Annotated in this window: 12 protein-coding genes; 4 read left to right on the top strand and 8 right to left on the bottom strand. The window is 63.9% G+C overall.

Going from position 1 to position 17,686, the window contains the following annotated elements; genetic code table 11:
• Positions 1-7: 7 nt before the first annotated feature.
• From NX02_RS06260 to rpoB, 4 genes are all read right to left on the bottom strand, one after another.
• Positions 8-1,288: a hypothetical protein gene (locus NX02_RS06260; protein WP_158013940.1), complete on the bottom strand. Its 1,281-nt coding sequence runs from the start codon at positions 1,286-1,288 to the stop codon at positions 8-10.
• A gap of 1 nt (position 1,289) precedes the next feature.
• Positions 1,290-2,681, bottom strand: a complete 1,392-nt coding sequence (locus NX02_RS31335; protein ID WP_162232664.1) for a DGQHR domain-containing protein — start codon at positions 2,679-2,681, stop codon at positions 1,290-1,292.
• 441 nt (positions 2,682-3,122) lie between these two features.
• The gene (gene rpoC / locus NX02_RS06250; protein ID WP_025291338.1) at positions 3,123-7,376 is read right to left on the bottom strand and encodes a DNA-directed RNA polymerase subunit beta'; all 4,254 of its coding nucleotides are present in this window, start codon (positions 7,374-7,376) and stop codon (positions 3,123-3,125) included.
• 140 nt (positions 7,377-7,516) lie between these two features.
• Entirely contained in the window at positions 7,517-11,671 is a 4,155-nt protein-coding gene (rpoB, locus tag NX02_RS06245; protein ID WP_025291337.1) for a DNA-directed RNA polymerase subunit beta, read from the bottom strand.
• Between the two features lie 568 nt (positions 11,672-12,239).
• Between rpoB and NX02_RS06240 the strand changes: the two genes are divergently transcribed.
• Entirely contained in the window at positions 12,240-12,746 is a 507-nt protein-coding gene (locus tag NX02_RS06240) for a hypothetical protein (protein ID WP_025291336.1), read from the top strand.
• A gap of 154 nt (positions 12,747-12,900) precedes the next feature.
• On the opposite strand, the gene rplL is transcribed toward NX02_RS06240, so the two are convergent.
• Both rplL and rplJ read right to left on the bottom strand, forming a co-directional pair.
• Positions 12,901-13,275, bottom strand: coding sequence for a 50S ribosomal protein L7/L12 (gene rplL, locus NX02_RS06235; protein ID WP_025291335.1), 375 nt, complete (start codon positions 13,273-13,275; stop codon positions 12,901-12,903).
• A 76-nt stretch (positions 13,276-13,351) separates the two neighbouring features.
• A complete protein-coding gene (rplJ, locus tag NX02_RS06230) occupies positions 13,352-13,873 on the bottom strand; it encodes a 50S ribosomal protein L10 (RefSeq protein WP_025291334.1) in 522 nt (173 codons plus the stop codon).
• Positions 13,874-14,480: 607 nt separating this feature from the next.
• Between rplJ and NX02_RS06225 the strand changes: the two genes are divergently transcribed.
• Entirely contained in the window at positions 14,481-14,996 is a 516-nt protein-coding gene (locus NX02_RS06225; protein WP_025291333.1) for a hypothetical protein, read from the top strand.
• Between the two features lie 90 nt (positions 14,997-15,086).
• Here the strand turns inward: NX02_RS06225 and NX02_RS06220 are convergent, their stop codons facing one another.
• The gene (locus NX02_RS06220) at positions 15,087-15,977 is read right to left on the bottom strand and encodes an AraC family transcriptional regulator (protein ID WP_025291332.1); all 891 of its coding nucleotides are present in this window, start codon (positions 15,975-15,977) and stop codon (positions 15,087-15,089) included.
• Between the two features lie 682 nt (positions 15,978-16,659).
• Here NX02_RS06220 and NX02_RS06215 point away from each other — a divergent pair.
• Positions 16,660-17,154, top strand: coding sequence for a DoxX family protein (locus tag NX02_RS06215; protein ID WP_025291331.1), 495 nt, complete (start codon positions 16,660-16,662; stop codon positions 17,152-17,154).
• A gap of 3 nt (positions 17,155-17,157) precedes the next feature.
• Here NX02_RS06215 and NX02_RS32260 read toward each other — a convergent pair whose 3' ends face one another.
• Positions 17,158-17,358, bottom strand: coding sequence for a hypothetical protein (locus NX02_RS32260; RefSeq protein WP_025291330.1), 201 nt, complete (start codon positions 17,356-17,358; stop codon positions 17,158-17,160).
• A gap of 80 nt (positions 17,359-17,438) precedes the next feature.
• On the opposite strand from NX02_RS32260, the gene NX02_RS32255 reads away from it, so the two are divergent.
• A complete protein-coding gene (locus NX02_RS32255) occupies positions 17,439-17,612 on the top strand; it encodes a hypothetical protein (RefSeq protein WP_158013939.1) in 174 nt (57 codons plus the stop codon).
• Positions 17,613-17,686: the final 74 nt, after the last annotated feature.

Raw genomic sequence — 17,686 nt, 5'->3', positions numbered from 1 at the left:
CCCCTCCCTAAACGGCAAAACTCCATAAGGCGACCCTCTCAAATTCCGAGAGGCGCGGTACAGCAGCGTTGGGGTCGTTGGCTGCAACCCACCGCGTGAACGTGCGCGCACGTTGGCCGGCATCAGTCTGCAGGGTACGGATACGCGTGATTGCGTCGTCGATATCATGCCAAAGCTCGTCAGCGATATCGGGAAGCTCCTCGTCGACGATCGCGCGGTCGGCTGCATATTTTGTCAGCCATGGCCGTACGAAACCGGGAGCAAGCAGTCCAGTCTTGCGGAGCGCCGCTCGAGTCACGGAAGTCGCTGTTCGCATTAGAAGCGCCGCGCGCGCGAGCATTGCAAACGGCGGCGCAGGCTCGATGTTGTCGCGGGCAGCGATAATGAGAGGGTGCTCATGAATGAAGTCACTGGAGGTCAAGAATTCGAACGAAGCTATGCTCCTCACTTCCGTTGGTAGACGATTATAATCGCCCTCGGATATCGTATGGCCCTGGTCAAAATAATGCTGCAAGGCTGTACGAAGGATGTGACGGTCGATCTCGTCATAGCGGTCAATCCCCGCAGGCTCGAAACTCTTCCATAATATTGCGGTAAAATTAAATGCATCATCAGCAGTGTTACGCACCGGAAAAAGGGCATGCGGATCGTAGGAAGATATTTCCCGAGTGTGCTTGTCCGCCCTCGCCTGCTTTAGGTCAAGCCCCCAGTGGAACACCATGGTACTTAGACTATACACCGCAGCTCCACCGGCACCGGGCAGCAATATATTTAAACATTCTCCTAATGAGATTCCTGCGATCTCTAAACTCCCGGCAATCAATTGTGCGGCGGTCTGACTGGGGAGCCATGCATCAAGCGCTTCCCATACGGCGACGTGGGTCCCCTCAGGCTGAAGTGTTTCAAGCTCGCCGCCGTTGAGCGTGACAATGTTGGAGCGGTTGAAGATCCCGATCCCCGCTGCGGCCAACAACGACATCCCTCCACGCAGCTCCGCATAATATGCAAAATGCCTCACTGCATGATTGTCTCCAGCAAGCAACGCGGCCATGGCGCGAGACAAAAATGCCCAGCCATCAATACAATGATTAGTAAAACCAATCGCCATCAATTCACGAATATTGTCCGCCTCCCCTGCGGTATATGGCGGCGCGTGAGTGATACGATAATCTGCGAAAGCATTATTTGCGCTGATGGCATCGAGAGAAGATAGCGCCCCCAACGCGATCTCAACAGCCGCTCCGTCCGCATTACGGATATGATTCTGATCATCGTTGCTTAGGGACATATTAGCGCCGCGCCGCCTCTGAGAACGTGTTGCCAATCTCTCCCTCTTGCGCCGCAAGATAGCTGTAGAGGTCCGAGCGCAAGACACTATAGCCGCCGCTTCCGCGATAGGCTTGCTTCTGCCGTTTCGTTACGTCGTCAAGATTGGGCGCATCAGACGAGCGCCAGTCAAATGTTGCAACTACCTCCATCAACGCCTGCAACTCTCCCTCAATCGCAGTACCTGCGAGGGATTCGAGCGCCCGCGAGACGATCTCGGCGGAATTCGCGTTGTTTTGAGACAGCAACCAAGACGCTAAATTTAGACGGTCAGCATTCCGGAAGAAATACTCGTTAACGATCGTCAGCAGCCCGCGAACACCCTGTTCTTGATTAATGAGCGTGTGAGGGCCGGTGAAGGCGGGGTCGTCGATAGGGCTTAACTCCGGAATAAGCCTATTGCCGCGCAGATCCACGGCCCATTCCGCGTCGCTCTCGTTTACAGAGCGGAGGAATTTACTCCAGGATTCAATCAAAAAAGCCGCCTGTTGCGCACGCGACCATGGCAGAGGCATATTCTCGAATCCGACATTCTCGCCGAAGAGCCCTGCCCCGGACCGCGACCTCCGAGCTAAAATCGTGCTGATCATGGCGCGGATCCAACCCGCTTGGCTGACACGCCCCTGCTCTCTGCCTACGCCGAGCATATTAATGCGCCCGTTCCAGACACTCGCCGGATGACTAAATAGAGTTTCCGTCAATTCTTGTGCGCGCGCCTCACGATACACAACGGCTTCATCAAACTTTTCAAGCCAATCCTGAGTGCGCAGCAGTGGATACAAATCAAATGCATGACTACGACTAATTTTCTTTGGAGAAATATTGATCGTCCAGAACAGATAAGCTTGCCATGCTATGTCGAGCCCGTGAAAGGCAACAACCGGCAACTCGAAATTGTCAGGAATTTGGCTTGCTGAATCAAACGCATAAAGGCGGTGCTGTCCATCGATGACCTCAAACGGTGGCAGGTCGTCGGGCAGCCATCCCCCCTCGTCATCGAAGTCAACAGGTAACTGAAGAGCGCATCGCTTTTCGTCACCATTGATCGTCACCACGTCATCCGCATGGATACGTCGCCCGCGGCGCTCGGCGTCGGCCGGAAGGATGTTTACTATGATCGCCGTCGGCAGCCAGCCGGGGTTGCGTAAATCGGCAAGGTCATAACGATTCCGGCGGCCGGAACTCATCTCAGAATATGGGAACCCATTCTTCACATAATCCTGGATGAGGCGAGCGCGATCTTCGTCGAGATTGCGCTGAATGCCGGTAGCCTCGGCGGCCCCCGCATCGCGTCGGCGACGGAACGGCTCACTCAATGCACGAAGTGCCGTCGCTGGCATTGAGAACATGAACATGTCGGGGGTTGGCTGAGATCGGTTCCCGGCCGGGGCAAACTCCACCTCGTCCCATGCGCTTAGCCATTGCCGGAATCGCAGCGCTTCTACTGTTGGTCGCAACTTTGTTCCCCGCATTCTGTCCGCATCACTACCACCGCCGGTAATGCCCATGCATACCGAATTTATAAGGTCGGTTGTATCGACTTGTCATGCACTACATTTTCCATGCTAGCGGCTAGCTCAAACGTGGAAGGGCTGATGTCAAATCTGACGCTACAATGAATGGTTGTTGTGCTTGGCCTTGAAGAAGAGACCATCCCGCTCCCGGACTGGACAAAACACAAAGAGCGCTTCGGATCTCTCCGCACTTGACCCAAGCTGCGCATCTCACCACGAAAAAGGCCCGCCGGATAGCTCCGGCGGGCCCTTCCCTACCTCTCAGCTTGAACACCCCGGAGATCAGATCTCCGCGCCGTCCTCGCCATTGGTGTCGGCAACCACGGCGGCGAGCGCGTCGTCGCCGGTGTCGTCCTGCACCGGGCGGCGCAGTTCGGCGGCATGTTCCTCAGCGGCCGACTTCGGCGCGATGAGGCTGGCCTGCCAGGCGCGCTGCTGGGCGCGCAGGGCGGCGTCCTTGCTCGATGCCGCCACGCGCAGGCGGTTCATGCCGGCGCCGGTGCCCGCCGGGATCAGGCGGCCGACGATGACATTCTCCTTGAGGCCGACGAGCGTGTCCTTCTTGCCCTGCACCGCAGCCTCGGTGAGGACGCGGGTGGTCTCCTGGAACGACGCAGCGGAGATGAACGAGCGGGTCTGCAGCGAGGCCTTGGTGATGCCCAGCAGGATCGGCTTGCCGACGGCCGGCTGGCGGCCTTCGGCAATGACCTTCTCGTTGATCTCGGTCATCTCTTCCCAGTCGACCTGCTCGCCCGGCAGCAGCGTCGTGTCGCCCGCTTCGGTGATCTCGACCTTCTGCAGCATCTGGCGAACGATCGTCTCGATGTGCTTGTCGTTGATCTTCACGCCCTGCAGACGATAGACCTCCTGGATTTCCGACACGAGATATTCCGCAAGCGGCTCGATGCCGAGCACTTCGAGAATATCGTGCGGATCCGGGCTGCCGCCGATCAGGTTGTCGCCGCGCTTGACATAGTCGCCTTCCTGAACGTCGATCACCTTCGACTTCGGGATCAGATACTCGACGACCTCGCCGCCATCCTCCGGCTGGATGCCGATCTTGCGCTTGGCCTTATAGTCCTTACCGAACACGACACGGCCGGAGACCTTCGCGATGATCGCATTTTCCTTCGGCTTGCGCGCCTCGAACAGCTCGGCAACGCGCGGCAGACCGCCGGTGATGTCGCGGGTCTTGGCGGCTTCGCGGCTCACGCGGGCGAGCACGTCGCCGGCATGGACGTTCTGGCCTTCCTCGACCGACAGCATCGCACCCGGTGCCAGCATGTAGCGGGCGGCCTCACCCGAGCCCTCGTCGAGCAGGGTGATGCGCGGACGCAGGTCTTCCTTGCGGTTGCGCGACTGGTTCTCGGTCACGACGCGCTGGGTCAGGCCGGTCGCTTCGTCGGTCTGCTCGGTGAGCGTGGCGCCCTCGATCAGATCCTGGAACTTCACGATACCGCCCTTCTCGGTGATGACCGGCATGGTGAACGGATCCCATTCCGCCATGCGATCGCCCTTCGAGACCTTCGCGCCATCCTCGAACATCAGGTGGGCACCGTAGGGGATACGGTGCACCGCCCGCTCGCGGCCCTCGGTGTCGATGATCGCCAGCTCGCCGTTGCGGGCAAGTGCGACGCGACGGCCGCGGCTGTCGGTGATCGTCGGCAGATCGCGGAGTTCGATCGTGCCGTCGGAGACCGCCTCGAGGTTCGAGGTTTCGTTGAGCTGCGCCGCGCCGCCGATGTGGAAGGTCCGCATCGTCAGCTGGGTGCCGGGCTCACCGATCGACTGCGCCGCGATGACGCCCACTGCCTCGCCGATGTTCACAGGCGTACCGCGGGCAAGGTCACGCCCGTAGCACTTGGCGCACACGCCCATCCGCGTCTCGCAGATCAGCGGGCTGCGGATCTTGACCGCCTGGGTGCCGATCGCCTCGATCTGCGCGATCATCGCCTCGTCGAGCAGCGTGCCCTCGGGGATGACGACCTCGCCATTCTTGGTGTCGATGATGTCCTCGGCCGTGGTGCGGCCCAGGATGCGCTCGCCCAGCGACGCGATGGTGGCGCCGCCCTGGACGATCGCCTTCATCTCCAGCGCACGATCGGTGCCGCAGTCGAGCTCGACCACGGTGCAATCCTGCGACACGTCGACCAGACGACGGGTCAGGTAACCCGAGTTCGCGGTCTTCAACGCGGTGTCCGCGAGACCCTTGCGGGCGCCGTGGGTCGAGTTGAAGTATTCGAGGACGGTCAGGCCTTCCTTGAAGTTCGAGATGATCGGCGTTTCGATGATCTCGCCCGACGGCTTGGCCATCAGGCCGCGCATGCCGGCAAGCTGCTTGATCTGCGCAGGCGAACCACGGGCGCCCGAGTGCGCCATCATGTAGATGGCGTTGATCGGCAGTTCGCGGCCGTCCTCACCCTTCTTGACCGCCTGGATCTCCTTCATCATCGCGGCAGCCACCTGGTCGCCGCACCGGCTCCAGGCGTCGATCACCTTGTTGTACTTTTCCTGCTGGGTGATCAGGCCGTCCTGATACTGCTGCTCATAATCCTTCACGAGCGCGCGGGTCTCGTCGACCAGCCCGTCCTTCTCGGCCGGGATGATCATGTCGTCCTTGCCGAAGCTGATGCCGGCCTTGAACGCGTGGCGGAAGCCCAGCGACATGATCGCGTCGGCGAACAGCACCGTCTCCTTCTGGCCGGTGTGGCGATAGACGATGTCGATGACGTCGCCGATCTCCTTCTTGGTCAGCAGGCGGTTGATCGTCTCGAACGGCACCTTGTGGCTCTTCGGCAGCGTCTCGCCCAGCAGCATGCGGCCCGGCGTGGTCTCGACGCGCTTCATGTACTGCTTGCCGTCCTCGTCGGTCTGCGGCACCCGGGTCGTGACCTTGGTGTGCAGCGTCACCGCCTTGGCGTTGAGCGCCTGGTGCACCTCCGCCATGTCGGACATCAGCATGCCCTCGCCCGGCTCATTCTCCTTCATCATCGAAAGATAATAGAGGCCGAGGACCATGTCCTGCGACGGCACGATGATCGGCTTGCCGTTCGCGGGGCTGAGGATGTTGTTGGTCGACATCATCAGCACGCGCGCTTCCAGCTGCGCCTCGAGGCTCAGCGGCACGTGGACGGCCATCTGGTCGCCGTCGAAGTCGGCGTTGAACGCGGAGCAGACCAGCGGGTGAAGCTGGATCGCCTTGCCCTCGATCAGCACCGGCTCGAACGCCTGGATGCCGAGACGGTGGAGCGTCGGCGCGCGGTTCAGCAGAACCGGGTGCTCGCGGATCACCTCGTCGAGGATGTCCCAGACTTCCTTGCGCTCCTTCTCCACCCACTTCTTCGCCTGCTTGAGGGTCATCGAGAGACCCTTGGCGTCGAGACGGGCGTAGATGAACGGCTTGAACAGCTCGAGCGCCATCTTCTTGGGCAGGCCGCACTGGTGCAGCTTGAGCTCCGGGCCGGTCACGATGACCGAGCGGCCCGAATAGTCGACGCGCTTGCCGAGCAGGTTCTGGCGGAAGCGGCCCTGCTTGCCCTTAAGCATGTCGGACAGCGACTTCAGCGGACGCTTGTTGGCGCCGGTGATCGTGCGGCCGCGGCGGCCATTGTCGAACAGCGCGTCGACCGCTTCCTGCAGCATGCGCTTTTCGTTGCGGACGATGATGTCCGGCGCGCGCAGCTCCATCAGCCGCTTGAGGCGGTTGTTGCGGTTGATGACGCGGCGATACAGGTCGTTGAGGTCCGACGTCGCGAAGCGGCCGCCGTCCAGCGGCACCAGCGGGCGCAGCTCGGGCGGGATGACCGGGATCACCTCGAGGATCATCCATTCGGGGCGGTTGCCCGAATCGATGAAGCTCTCGACGACCTTGAGCCGCTTGATGATCTTCTTGGGCTTCAGCTCGGACTTGGTCTCGGCCAGCTCCTTGAGCAGCACCTCGCGCTCGCCCTCGAGATCGAGGCTTTCGAGCATGATGCGGACCGCCTCGGCGCCGATGCCGGCGCTGAACGCGTCCTCGCCATATTCGTCCTGCGCGTTGAGCAGCTCATCCTCGGTGAGGAGCTGATACTTGTCGAGCGCGGTCAGGCCCGGCTCGATGACGATGTAGGATTCGAAGTACAGCACGCGCTCGAGCTGCTTGAGCTGCATGTCGAGCAGCAGGCCGATACGCGACGGCAGCGACTTCAGGAACCAGATGTGCGCAACCGGGGCGGCGAGCTCGATATGGCCCATCCGCTCGCGGCGGACCTTCGAGACGGTCACCTCGACGCCGCACTTCTCGCAGACGATGCCCTTGTACTTCATCCGCTTGTACTTGCCGCACAGGCACTCGTAATCCTTGATCGGACCGAAGATGCGCGCGCAGAACAGGCCGTCACGCTCGGGCTTGAACGTGCGATAGTTGATCGTCTCGGGCTTCTTGATCTCACCGAACGACCAGCTGCGGATACGCTCCGGGCTGGCGATGCCGATCTGGATCTGGTCGAAGGTTTCGGGCTTCGCGATCGGATTGGCGAAATTGGTCAGTTCGTTCATTCTTTTCACTCCTTAGCCCCTCCCCTTCAGGGGGAGGGGTTGGGGTGGGGGCTGAGCATTTCTGCGGACCTTGCGGGATGGGTGCCTGATCACGGGCCCCACCCCAACCCCTCCCCTGAAGGGAAGGGGCTCGATTCCGGTTACTCGGCAGCCTCGGGCAGCACGTCGTCGTCCTCGATCTCGCTGAGCGCATTGAGCTCGACGTTGAGACCCAGCGACCGCATTTCCTTGACGAGCACGTTGAAGCTCTCGGGAATGCCGGCCTCGAACGTGTCGTCACCCTTGACGATCGCCTCGTAGACCTTGGTGCGGCCGATCACGTCGTCCGACTTCACCGTCAGCATCTCCTGCAGCGTGTAGGCGGCGCCATAGGCCTGGAGCGCCCACACCTCCATCTCGCCGAAGCGCTGGCCGCCGAACTGGGCCTTGCCGCCCAGCGGCTGCTGGGTGACGAGGCTGTACGGCCCGATCGAACGCGCGTGGATCTTGTCGTCGACCAGGTGGTGCAGCTTCAGCATGTAGATGTAGCCCACCGTCACCTTGCGATCGAACTGATCGCCGGTGCGGCCGTCGAACAGCTCCACCTGGCCGCTCTCGTCGAGACCCGCCAGCTTGAGCATGTGCGCCACGTCGCTCTCGCGCGCCCCGTCGAACACCGGCGTCGCCATCGGCACGCCGTTCTTCAGGTTCTGCGCCAGCTCGACCACCTCGTCGGTGGACCGGGCGTCGATCTCGGCGTGATAATCCTCGCCATAGACCGTCTTCAGGCGCTCGCGCACCGCTTCCGGCGGGGTGCCGGCAGCGCTGCCGCCATTCTCGCGCCACGTCTCCAGCGCCTCGGTGATCTGGCGGCCGAGGCCGCGCGCGGCCCAGCCCAGATGCGTCTCGAAGATCTGCCCGACGTTCATGCGGCTCGGCACGCCCAGCGGGTTGAGCACGATGTCGACCGGGGTACCGTCCGCCAGGAACGGCATGTCCTCGGCCGGCAGGATGCGGCTGATGACGCCCTTGTTGCCGTGACGGCCGGCCATCTTGTCGCCCGGCTGCAGCTTGCGCTTCACCGCGACGAACACCTTGACCATCTTCAGCACGCCCGGCGGCAGCTCGTCGCCGCGCTGCAGCTTCTCGACGCGATCCTCGAACTTGCGGACGATCAGGCCGACCGCCTCGTCATACTGCGCCTTGACCGCTTCCAGGTCCGACTGGCGGGCATCGTCCTGAACGGCGAACTTCCACCAGTCATGACGCTCGACCTCGCCGAGCAGCTGCTCGTCGATCTCGACGCCCTTGCGCACGCCCTTGGGCGCCGCCGTGGCGACCTGGCCGATCAGCATCTCGCGCAGGCGATTGAAGGTCGCCCGGTTGAGGATGCCGCGCTCGTCCTCGCGGTCCTTGGTCAGGCGGTCGATCTCCTCGCGCTCGATCGCCATCGCGCGCTCGTCCTTGTCGATGCCGTGGCGGTTGAACACGCGCACCTCGACGACCGTGCCGGCGACGCCCGGGGGCAGACGCAGCGAGGTGTCGCGCACGTCGCTGGCCTTTTCGCCGAAAATCGCACGGAGCAGCTTCTCTTCCGGCGTCATCGGGCTTTCGCCCTTCGGCGTGATCTTGCCGACCAGGATGTCGCCCGGCTCCACCTCGGCGCCGATATAGACGATGCCCGCCTCGTCGAGGTTGCGCAGCGCCTCTTCACCCACGTTCGGGATGTCGCGGGTGATGTCTTCCGGCCCGAGCTTGGTGTCGCGGGCCATCACCTCGAACTCCTCGATATGGATCGAGGTGAAGACGTCGTCCTTCACGATCCGCTCGGAGATCAGGATGGAGTCCTCGTAGTTGTAGCCGTTCCAGGGCATGAACGCGACGAGCGCGTTGCGGCCCAGCGCCAGCTCGCCCAGCTCGGTCGACGGACCGTCGGCGATGATGTCGCCGCCGTTCACGGTGTCGCCCACCTTCACCAGCGGACGCTGGTTGATGCAGGTGTTCTGGTTCGAACGCTGGAACTTCATCAGCGTGTAGATGTCGACGCCGGACTTGCCGGCCTCGACGTCGCCGGTCGCGCGGATGACGATGCGGGTCGCGTCGACCTGGTCGACGATGCCCGACCGGCGCGCCGCGATCGCGGCACCCGAGTCACGCGCCACCGTCTCTTCCATGCCGGTGCCGACGAACGGCGCCTCGGCGCGGACGAGCGGAACCGCCTGGCGCTGCATGTTCGAGCCCATCAGCGCGCGGTTGGCGTCGTCGTTTTCCAGGAACGGGATCAGCGACGCCGCGACCGACACGAGCTGCTTGGGGCTCACGTCCATCAGGGTGATGTGATCGCGCGGCGCCATCAGGAATTCGCCGGCCTCGCGCGCCGAGATCAGGTCCTCGGCGAAGCCATGGTCCGCGGTCAGCTCGGCGTTCGCCTGCGCGATCGTGTGCTTGGCCTCTTCCATCGCCGACAGATAGACGACTTCCTGCGTGACCTTGCCGTCGATGACCTTGCGGTACGGCGTCTCGATGAAGCCGTACTTGTTGACGCGGCTGAACGACGCCAGGCTGTTGATCAGGCCGATGTTCGGGCCTTCCGGCGTTTCGATCGGGCAGATGCGGCCATAGTGGGTCGGGTGGACGTCGCGGACCTCGAAGCCCGCGCGCTCGCGGGTGAGACCGCCCGGCCCGAGCGCCGAGACGCGACGCTTGTGCGTCACTTCGGAGAGCGGGTTGGTCTGGTCCATGAACTGCGAGAGCTGCGACGAGCCGAAGAATTCGCGCACCGCGGCGACCGCGGGCTTCGCGTTGATCAGGTCGTTCGGCATCACCGTCGACACGTCGACCGACGACATGCGCTCCTTCACGGCGCGCTCCATGCGGAGCAGGCCGACGCGATACTGGTTCTCCAGCAGCTCGCCCACCGAACGCACGCGGCGGTTGCCGAGATTGTCGATGTCGTCGATCTCGCCCTTGCCGTCCTTGAGGCCGACCAGCGTCTTGACGACCGCGAGGATATCCTCGGTGCGCAGCGTGGTCACGGTGTCCTCGGCGTCGAGCTCGAGGCGCATGTTGAGCTTCACGCGGCCGACGGCCGAGAGGTCGTAGCGCTCCGGATCGAAGAACAGGCCGGCGAACAGCGCCTCGGCGGTTTCCTTCGTCGGCGGCTCGCCGGGGCGCATCACGCGATAGATGTCGGCGAGCGCATGGTCGCGCTCCTCCGCCTTGTCCGCCTTCAGCGTGTTGCGGATCCAGGGGCCGGTGTTGACATGGTCGATGTCGAGCAGCTCGATCCGGTCGATGCCGGCCTTGTCGAGCATTTCGAGATTCTCGGCCGAAACCTCGTCGCCCGCCTCGATGTAGATGCGGCCGGTCGACTCGTCGATCAGGTCATAGGCGCTGTAGCGGCCGAAGATTTCCTCGGTCGGGATCAGCAGCATCTGCAGGCCGTCGCGGCCGGCCTTGTTGGCCGCGCGCGGGCTGATCTTGGTGCCCGCCGGGAACACGACCTCGCCCGAGTTCGCGTCGACGACGTCGAACGTCGGCTTCTGGCCGCGCCAGTTCTCGACGACATAGGGAACCTGCCAGCCGCCCTCGCCGCGCACGAAGATGACGGTGTTGTAGAAGTGGTTGAGGATGTCTTCGGAGTTCAGGCCGAGCGCATAGAGCAGCGCCGTCACCGGCAGCTTGCGCTTGCGGTCGATCCGGACGTTGACGATGTCCTTGGCGTCGAACTCGAAGTCCAGCCACGAGCCGCGATACGGGATCACCCGCGCAGCGAAGAGATATTTGCCCGAGGCATGGGTCTTGCCGCGGTCATGGTCGAACAGCACGCCGGGCGAACGGTGCATCTGGCTGACGATCACGCGCTCGGTGCCGTTGACGATGAACGTGCCGTTCTGCGTCATCAGCGGCATGTCGCCCATGTAGACGTCCTGCTCCTTGATATCGAGCACGGAGCGGGTTTCGGTGTCGGCGTCGACCTCGAAGACGATCAGGCGCAGCGTGACGCGCATCGGCGCCGCATAGGTGATGCCGCGCTGGCGGCATTCGTCCGTGTCGTACTTCGGCTCCTCGAGCTCGTAATGGACGAAGTCCAGTTCGGCGGTGCCGGCGAAATCGCGGATCGGAAACACGCTGCGCAGCGTCTTTTCCAGGCCTGACACATAGCCGGTCGAGGGGTCGGAGCGCAGGAACTGTTCGTAGGATTCGCGCTGCACCTCGATCAGGTTCGGCATCTGCACCACTTCGTGGATGTTGCCGAAAACCTTGCGGATGCGCTTCTTCGCGGTGCCGGAAGCGGGAGCTGCCTTGGTCGCCATGGTCGGTGTTCGCCCTCTCGGTCGTCAATACAGGCGCGCAGACAGACGCAAAAAGCCGCGAGCCTCCACAATGGGAAGCCGCAGCTCCAGCGTCCTTGATCCCCTGCCGATCCATTCGACCGATGCACTGCGCGACGGCGCATCATTTCCCGACTGACGGGGGTGAACCGGCCATATAGGCGCAGCATCGCCGCGAGTCAAACCCCGCCCGATTTGCGGCTCGTCCCTGCGACGCCACGGCTCGTCCCGATATGTGCAAGTTGCACGGGGCGCATCCCAGCATTCGAACATTTCACCTGGGCTATGACGAAAGATCCCTTCTCTTATCGTCGCGCGGCGCCCTGCTTCTCGCAGCCACCGCGCTTCCCCTCACCCCCGCGCTCGCGCAGGACGCCGCGGTGGCGCCGCCACCGGTGACGTCCACCGTCGCTCCGCCGCCGGCCACCCCCGCCGCGCCGGTCGCGACGGCACCGGCGACCGCGCCGATGACCGCACCGGCCGTCGACGCCCCGCCGGTCACACGCACCGCGCCGCCCCCGCACCGGTGACCGCGCGCACGGATTCGACGATGACGTGGATCATCGGCGGCATCGTCGCGCTGGCGGTGATCGCCGGGGCGCTGCTGCTGCTCGGCCGTCGCCGCCGCGACAGGGCCGATGCGCCGCGCGCGGACGCGCCGGACATCCCACCGCTGCCCGCCTTCGCCCCGCAGGCGACCGCCGCCACCAGCGGCGACACGGCGATCGAGCCGACCCGCCGTCCGCAGCCCGCGCCGGTGTTCAACGCCGCGCCGGCCCCGGCCGCCGTCGTCGCCGCAGCGCAGGATCGCAAGACCGCGCTGCGCGATCGCTTTGCCGGCGAGCCGGTCGATCCCTATCTCGCCGAGGTCGCGCGCCGCCGCGCGGTGACGTCGGCCGCGCCGGTCGACCCGTATCTCGCGGAGATCGAACGCCGTCGCGCGACCGCGCCGGCCGCGCCGGTGGATCCGTATCTTGCCGAGATCCAGCGTCGCCGCACCGCGCCGCCGGCGGGCATCGCGCCCGCGCCCGCCAGCCGGGAACCCGCGCTGGTCTGATCCGCCCCCTCACCATTGGAAAGGCAGCGGCCCGCCATCCCCGGATGGTGGGCCGTTCTCGTGCCGCACACGAAAAAAGGGGACGGCCCCAAGGCCGCCCCCTTCTTCCTGAACGCAGAAGCGTTCGGTTGCGGGCCGCGAAGCCCGCAGCCGATTACTTGAGCTCGACGGTCGCGCCGGCGGCCTCGAGCTGGGCCTTGATCTTCGCGGCCTCTTCCTTGTTCACGGCTTCCTTGACCGCCTTCGGCGCGGCCTCGACGAGGGCCTTCGCTTCGGTCAGGCCCAGGCCGGTGATCGCGCGGACTTCCTTGATGACGTTGATCTTCTTGCCACCGTCACCGGTGAGGACCACGTCGAACTCGGTCTGCTCTTCCTCGGCCGGGGCGGCGGGGCCAGCGGCCGGGCCGGCAACGGCAACGGCCGCGGCGGCCGAAACGCCCCACTTCTCTTCGAGAAGCTTCGAGAGCTCGGCGGCCTCGAGGACGGTCAGTTCGGAAAGCTGTTCGACGAGGGTGTTGAGGTCAGCCATTTGATATCTCCAAATCGGGCCCATGGGCCCATCATGTTCAGGTAAAAGACGTTCGCGTATCGGACTGCCTGATCGCTCAGGCGGCTTCCTTGTCCTTTTCCGCATAGGCGTTCAGCACGCGCGCCAGCTGCGCCGCCGGAGCCTGCGTGATGGTCGCGAGCTTGGTCGCCGGAGCAACCAGCAGGCCCACGATCTTCGCGCGCAGCTCATCGAGCGACGGCATGGTGGCGAGCGCCTTGATGCCATCGGCGTCAAGAACGGTCGCGCCCATCGCCCCGCCGACGATCTCGAACTTGTCGGTCGTCTTGGCGAAGTCCACCACAACCTTGGCTGCGGCGACCGGGTCGGGCGAGGTGGCGAGACCGACCGGACCGGTGAGCATGTCGCCCACGCCCACATAGTCGGTGCCGCCGAGCGCGATCCTGGCAAGCTTGTTCTTCGAGACCCGGTAGCTCGCGCCGGCCTCACGCATCTTCGTCCTCAGCACCGTCGACTGCGCGACGGTGAGGCCGAGATTGCGGGTGACAACCACCACGCCAACCTCGGAGAAGGTGCTGTTCAGCTCGGCAACGGCAGCGGCCTTTTGAGCACGATCCATGCCATTCTCCACTCAATTCCGGCACCGCGACCATCGCGACGCCGGCAACCCCCGCGGCCTGCGCGCGCGGACATCCGCACGCGCCGAACGCGAGGCAGTCTGTCCGAGGGGAATGGCTACCTGACATGACGGGAACCAGGCCCGTCCGGCAGGCCCGTTCGACGCGATGCGCCAACGGGCGAGAAACGCTTTCCCCGTCTAGGCTGGAGATTAAGAGGGCCGGAATGCCCTCACCAACTGTCTCGGACGGTATGACCGACGCAACGCGCCGATCAAGGGCGGGCGCTTAGCAGATTCGGCGCCGCGGTCAAGCCCGCAGCGCCATCCTCACGCCGCTTCCACCGCCCGCGGCCCCTGGACCGGGCTCCCTTCGGGCTGGTGATGCGCGGGGGTGGATGCGGCGCGTATCCGGATCGTCGAGCGCCCGGTCAAAGCTCGCCCGTGCCCCACTCGCGCCATTCCGACGCTGGCGCGCGAATGACCGGTTGCGTTCGGACCCGAACGTGGCGAATTTCGCCTGGATCCCGGCAGGCGACGGCACTCCCAGTCTGCCGGAAAACGCGACTGCGACGGAATTGGAGCGAATATGAGGAAAATCTCCGGCATCATGGCCGTCCTGCCCGTCGTCCTGTGCGGCCCCCTGCTCGCGCAGGATATCGATGGCGAGGATCATCCGGCTCTGCCGCGATACCCCCACGCCGTGATCGACGGCTATCGGGCACCCTCTCTGGACGAGGTCACCGTCCCGATCGGTCCGATCGCCAACGCCGAAGCGCCAACGAACCGGCGGCTGCTGGAAGGCAAAGTCACGCATATCGATTATCGGGTAAAGCCGGCGACCGCGCCTTTGCAGATCCAGCGCTACTATGACGATCTCTTGAAGCAGCGCGGCTTTTCGGTCGCCTACGCCTGCGTTGGCCCGGCATGCGGGCGCGACATGGGCAGCCTGATCCTGAATTCCGGGAAGGTCGCGCCAACCGGATTGGCGGACGGCCTGTTCAACGACAAGATACGTGTCGTCGTCGCGCATCGAGCGGATACATGGGTCGTTCTGCACATCGCCGAAGGGCCGGACCGATCGCAGATATTCGAGGCAGTGGTAGAAGGCGCATCCGCTCGATAGGCAAGCTGCGGCCAGTGCGCCAGGCGCGGGCCAAAATCAGGAAAAGTGCAGCGCCCCGTAATTCCGACAAGGCCCCGCGGCGCGCAGACGCTACGCCCCGGCGACCTTGACGTTCATCGCATCCCGTTTCGGCGCGACGCCGAAAGCACGGGAATATTCGCGGCTGAATTGCGACGCGCTCTCATAGCCGACCCGATAGGCAGCCTCGGCGACATTCATGTCATCCACCATCATCAGCCGGCGCGCCTCGAGCAGGCGAAGCTGCTTCTGGAACTGGAGCGGCGTCATCGACGTCAGCGCCTTGAAATGCTGGTGGAACGAGGAAAGACTCATATGCGCGGCGGCGGCCAACGCCTCCATCCGAAGCGTCTGGGCGAAGTTCTTGCGCAGGAGGCGGATCGCTTCGGCGATACGTTCCAGATAGGTCCCCGGGATGATCTGCTTGCACAGATCGCCCGCGTTCGGCCCTGTCAGCAGCCAGTAATAGAATTCGCGCATCAACGCCGGATAGAGAATGGGCATCGCTTTGGGCGTGTCCGTCAGCTCGATCATGCGGAGGACGCAGTGGGCGAGCGGCCCCTCGACCGCGGACACGAACATGCTTCGTCCCGCCCCTTGTGTCGGCGTCGGACGCGTGTCGAGCTGTTCGAGAACATCGCGCATCACGGCGATGTCGAACTCTATCTTGATACCGACGAATGGCGTCCGCCCACTGGCGGCGACGATCCGGCCGCGCGCCGGAAGGTCCAGCCCCACGATCAGGCAGTCCATCGGCCCATAGCTGAGCATCTGGCCGCCCACGAGGATCTGCTTCAATCCCTGGAGCGTGATGCAGAGCGACGGCCGATACACTTGATGATGGTCGATCGGCTCGTAGGTCCGCATCACATGGACGCCGAAATCCGGCACGGCAAAGAAGCCTTCGCCGCCGCCTTGCGAGTCGGCGTAGCGCTCCGCAGCCGCAAGCAGCGCCGACCGCACCCGGTTCCCTTCCGGAGAAAGGCGCTCGGACGGCGCCCCGACCGAGGATGCTGTAGGAAAAGGCAAGATTTCTCCGGTTTCCGGCATTCTGGCCATGGCTCAACCTCTCTAGCTTACGGGCGTCGACCCAAGCCAGGCGGGATCATCATCGCAGAAAATACCGCCCCGTCAATGATAGTCTCAACAACAGAGGACCGATCTGACGAACGAAAGTTAGCATACAAGCTCATTCGGATAGATCGGCGCAGTGTATCGGACACACGCCGTTAACATTCCATCGACGCAACGATCATTGTTCGCGTGCTTCAATGCTGCGCGTTCTGCGACAACATAAAGCAACTGACCAGAAAGATGCGGTATATTCGGACGAGGACAGGATTGCGAGCGCGCGTGGATTATCGGCCGGAAATCTCGCGTCTGTCACCGCGTCCGCCGAGACACGACGGCATTGCCCGGACGGCCGGCACGGCAGCGTCGCGCGCGCGGCTCCGCCGGGGCCGGAGCGGGCCGCCTCCCCCTCCTCTGCCAAAAGGCCTCACGCTCATGAAAAACAGGACGCCCGGCAATACCGGCCTGTTCGCCTCCGCCCCCTGCCTCGGCACCACGACCTTCGGCCTTCCGGCGCTTGCGACCGGAGGAACTCGGACAGGCCACGGCACGCGCTCTTTGAAGGGAGGTTTCATTGGTCGATCGGCAACGCGGTAATCGGCCGCGCTCGGCACCGGCTCTGATTTTCCCCGCACTGGCGCCGCTCTATGCGACCGGGCGGACCTTGTCCTATGCGCTCCTGCGCATCGCCTTCGGGTTGACGATCGTGACGCATGGGGTCCCGAAGCTGACCGGAACCCCGCACGGCTCGATGGCCGATCCGATGCAGGGATCGATCAACCTCATCGGCAACGTCCTTCATCTTCCTTTTGCTTCGACGCTCGCCATGTTCGTTGCGATACTGGAAACCGCAGGCGGGCTGTGCGTCGCGCTCGGCCTTGCAACCCGGTTGTTCGCGCCGATGCTGGCGATCCAGATGGCCTTCATCTGTTTCGCGCTTGGCCCGACCTATCCCTGGATCGATCGCGGCATCGAATATCCGATCATTCTCGGATTGATCGCTTTCTCGATTGCGATGCACGGCGGTGGCGTCTGGTCGGTCGATGCAAAACTCGGGCATGAACTCTGACGCTCACCGTCGCATGAGAGCATTGGTCGTCCGCTCTACGAGGAGCGAAAGCACCGCCAGCGCCCCTACAAGGAGGGCCGCCTCACCATCCCCTTCGACTTCGGCCACAGCTTCGTCGCCTACCAGCTCGCCGACTATTATCTCGACGCGACGATCAACTACGCGCTGGACGTCCAACCCGCCCGCATCGACATCGCCGGCCATGCCCAGACGGAGCAGCAGACGGCCTCCGGCCAGCCCCCATCGCTGAGGACGCGGGGCTGGCACGCATCCGCGCGGAGTTGGTGCGCGACGCACTGATGATGCGCGGGGTGGATGCGGCGCGGATCCGGATCGCGGAGCGGCTGCCGGGGCCCTATGTGGCGGCGGCGTTTGACGGGATCGAGAGCGCCGAGGCGCGGCGGGTGGATGTGAGGGTGGTGCTCGCGGGGGGATGTGGGCGGGCGAGATTGCGGTGATTTAGCGCCGCAATCTCGGTCTTTTCTCGAGCGGTCGTTAACGGCTGCTTGCGACCAGACCCGGTCGTACAACG

Source organism: Sphingomonas sanxanigenens DSM 19645 = NX02, assembly GCF_000512205.2.
Taxonomy (GTDB): Bacteria; Pseudomonadota; Alphaproteobacteria; order Sphingomonadales; family Sphingomonadaceae; genus Sphingomonas_D; species Sphingomonas_D sanxanigenens.
The sequence above is the reverse complement of the archived record's forward strand: the minus strand, read 5'-3'. Positions and strand labels throughout refer to the sequence as shown.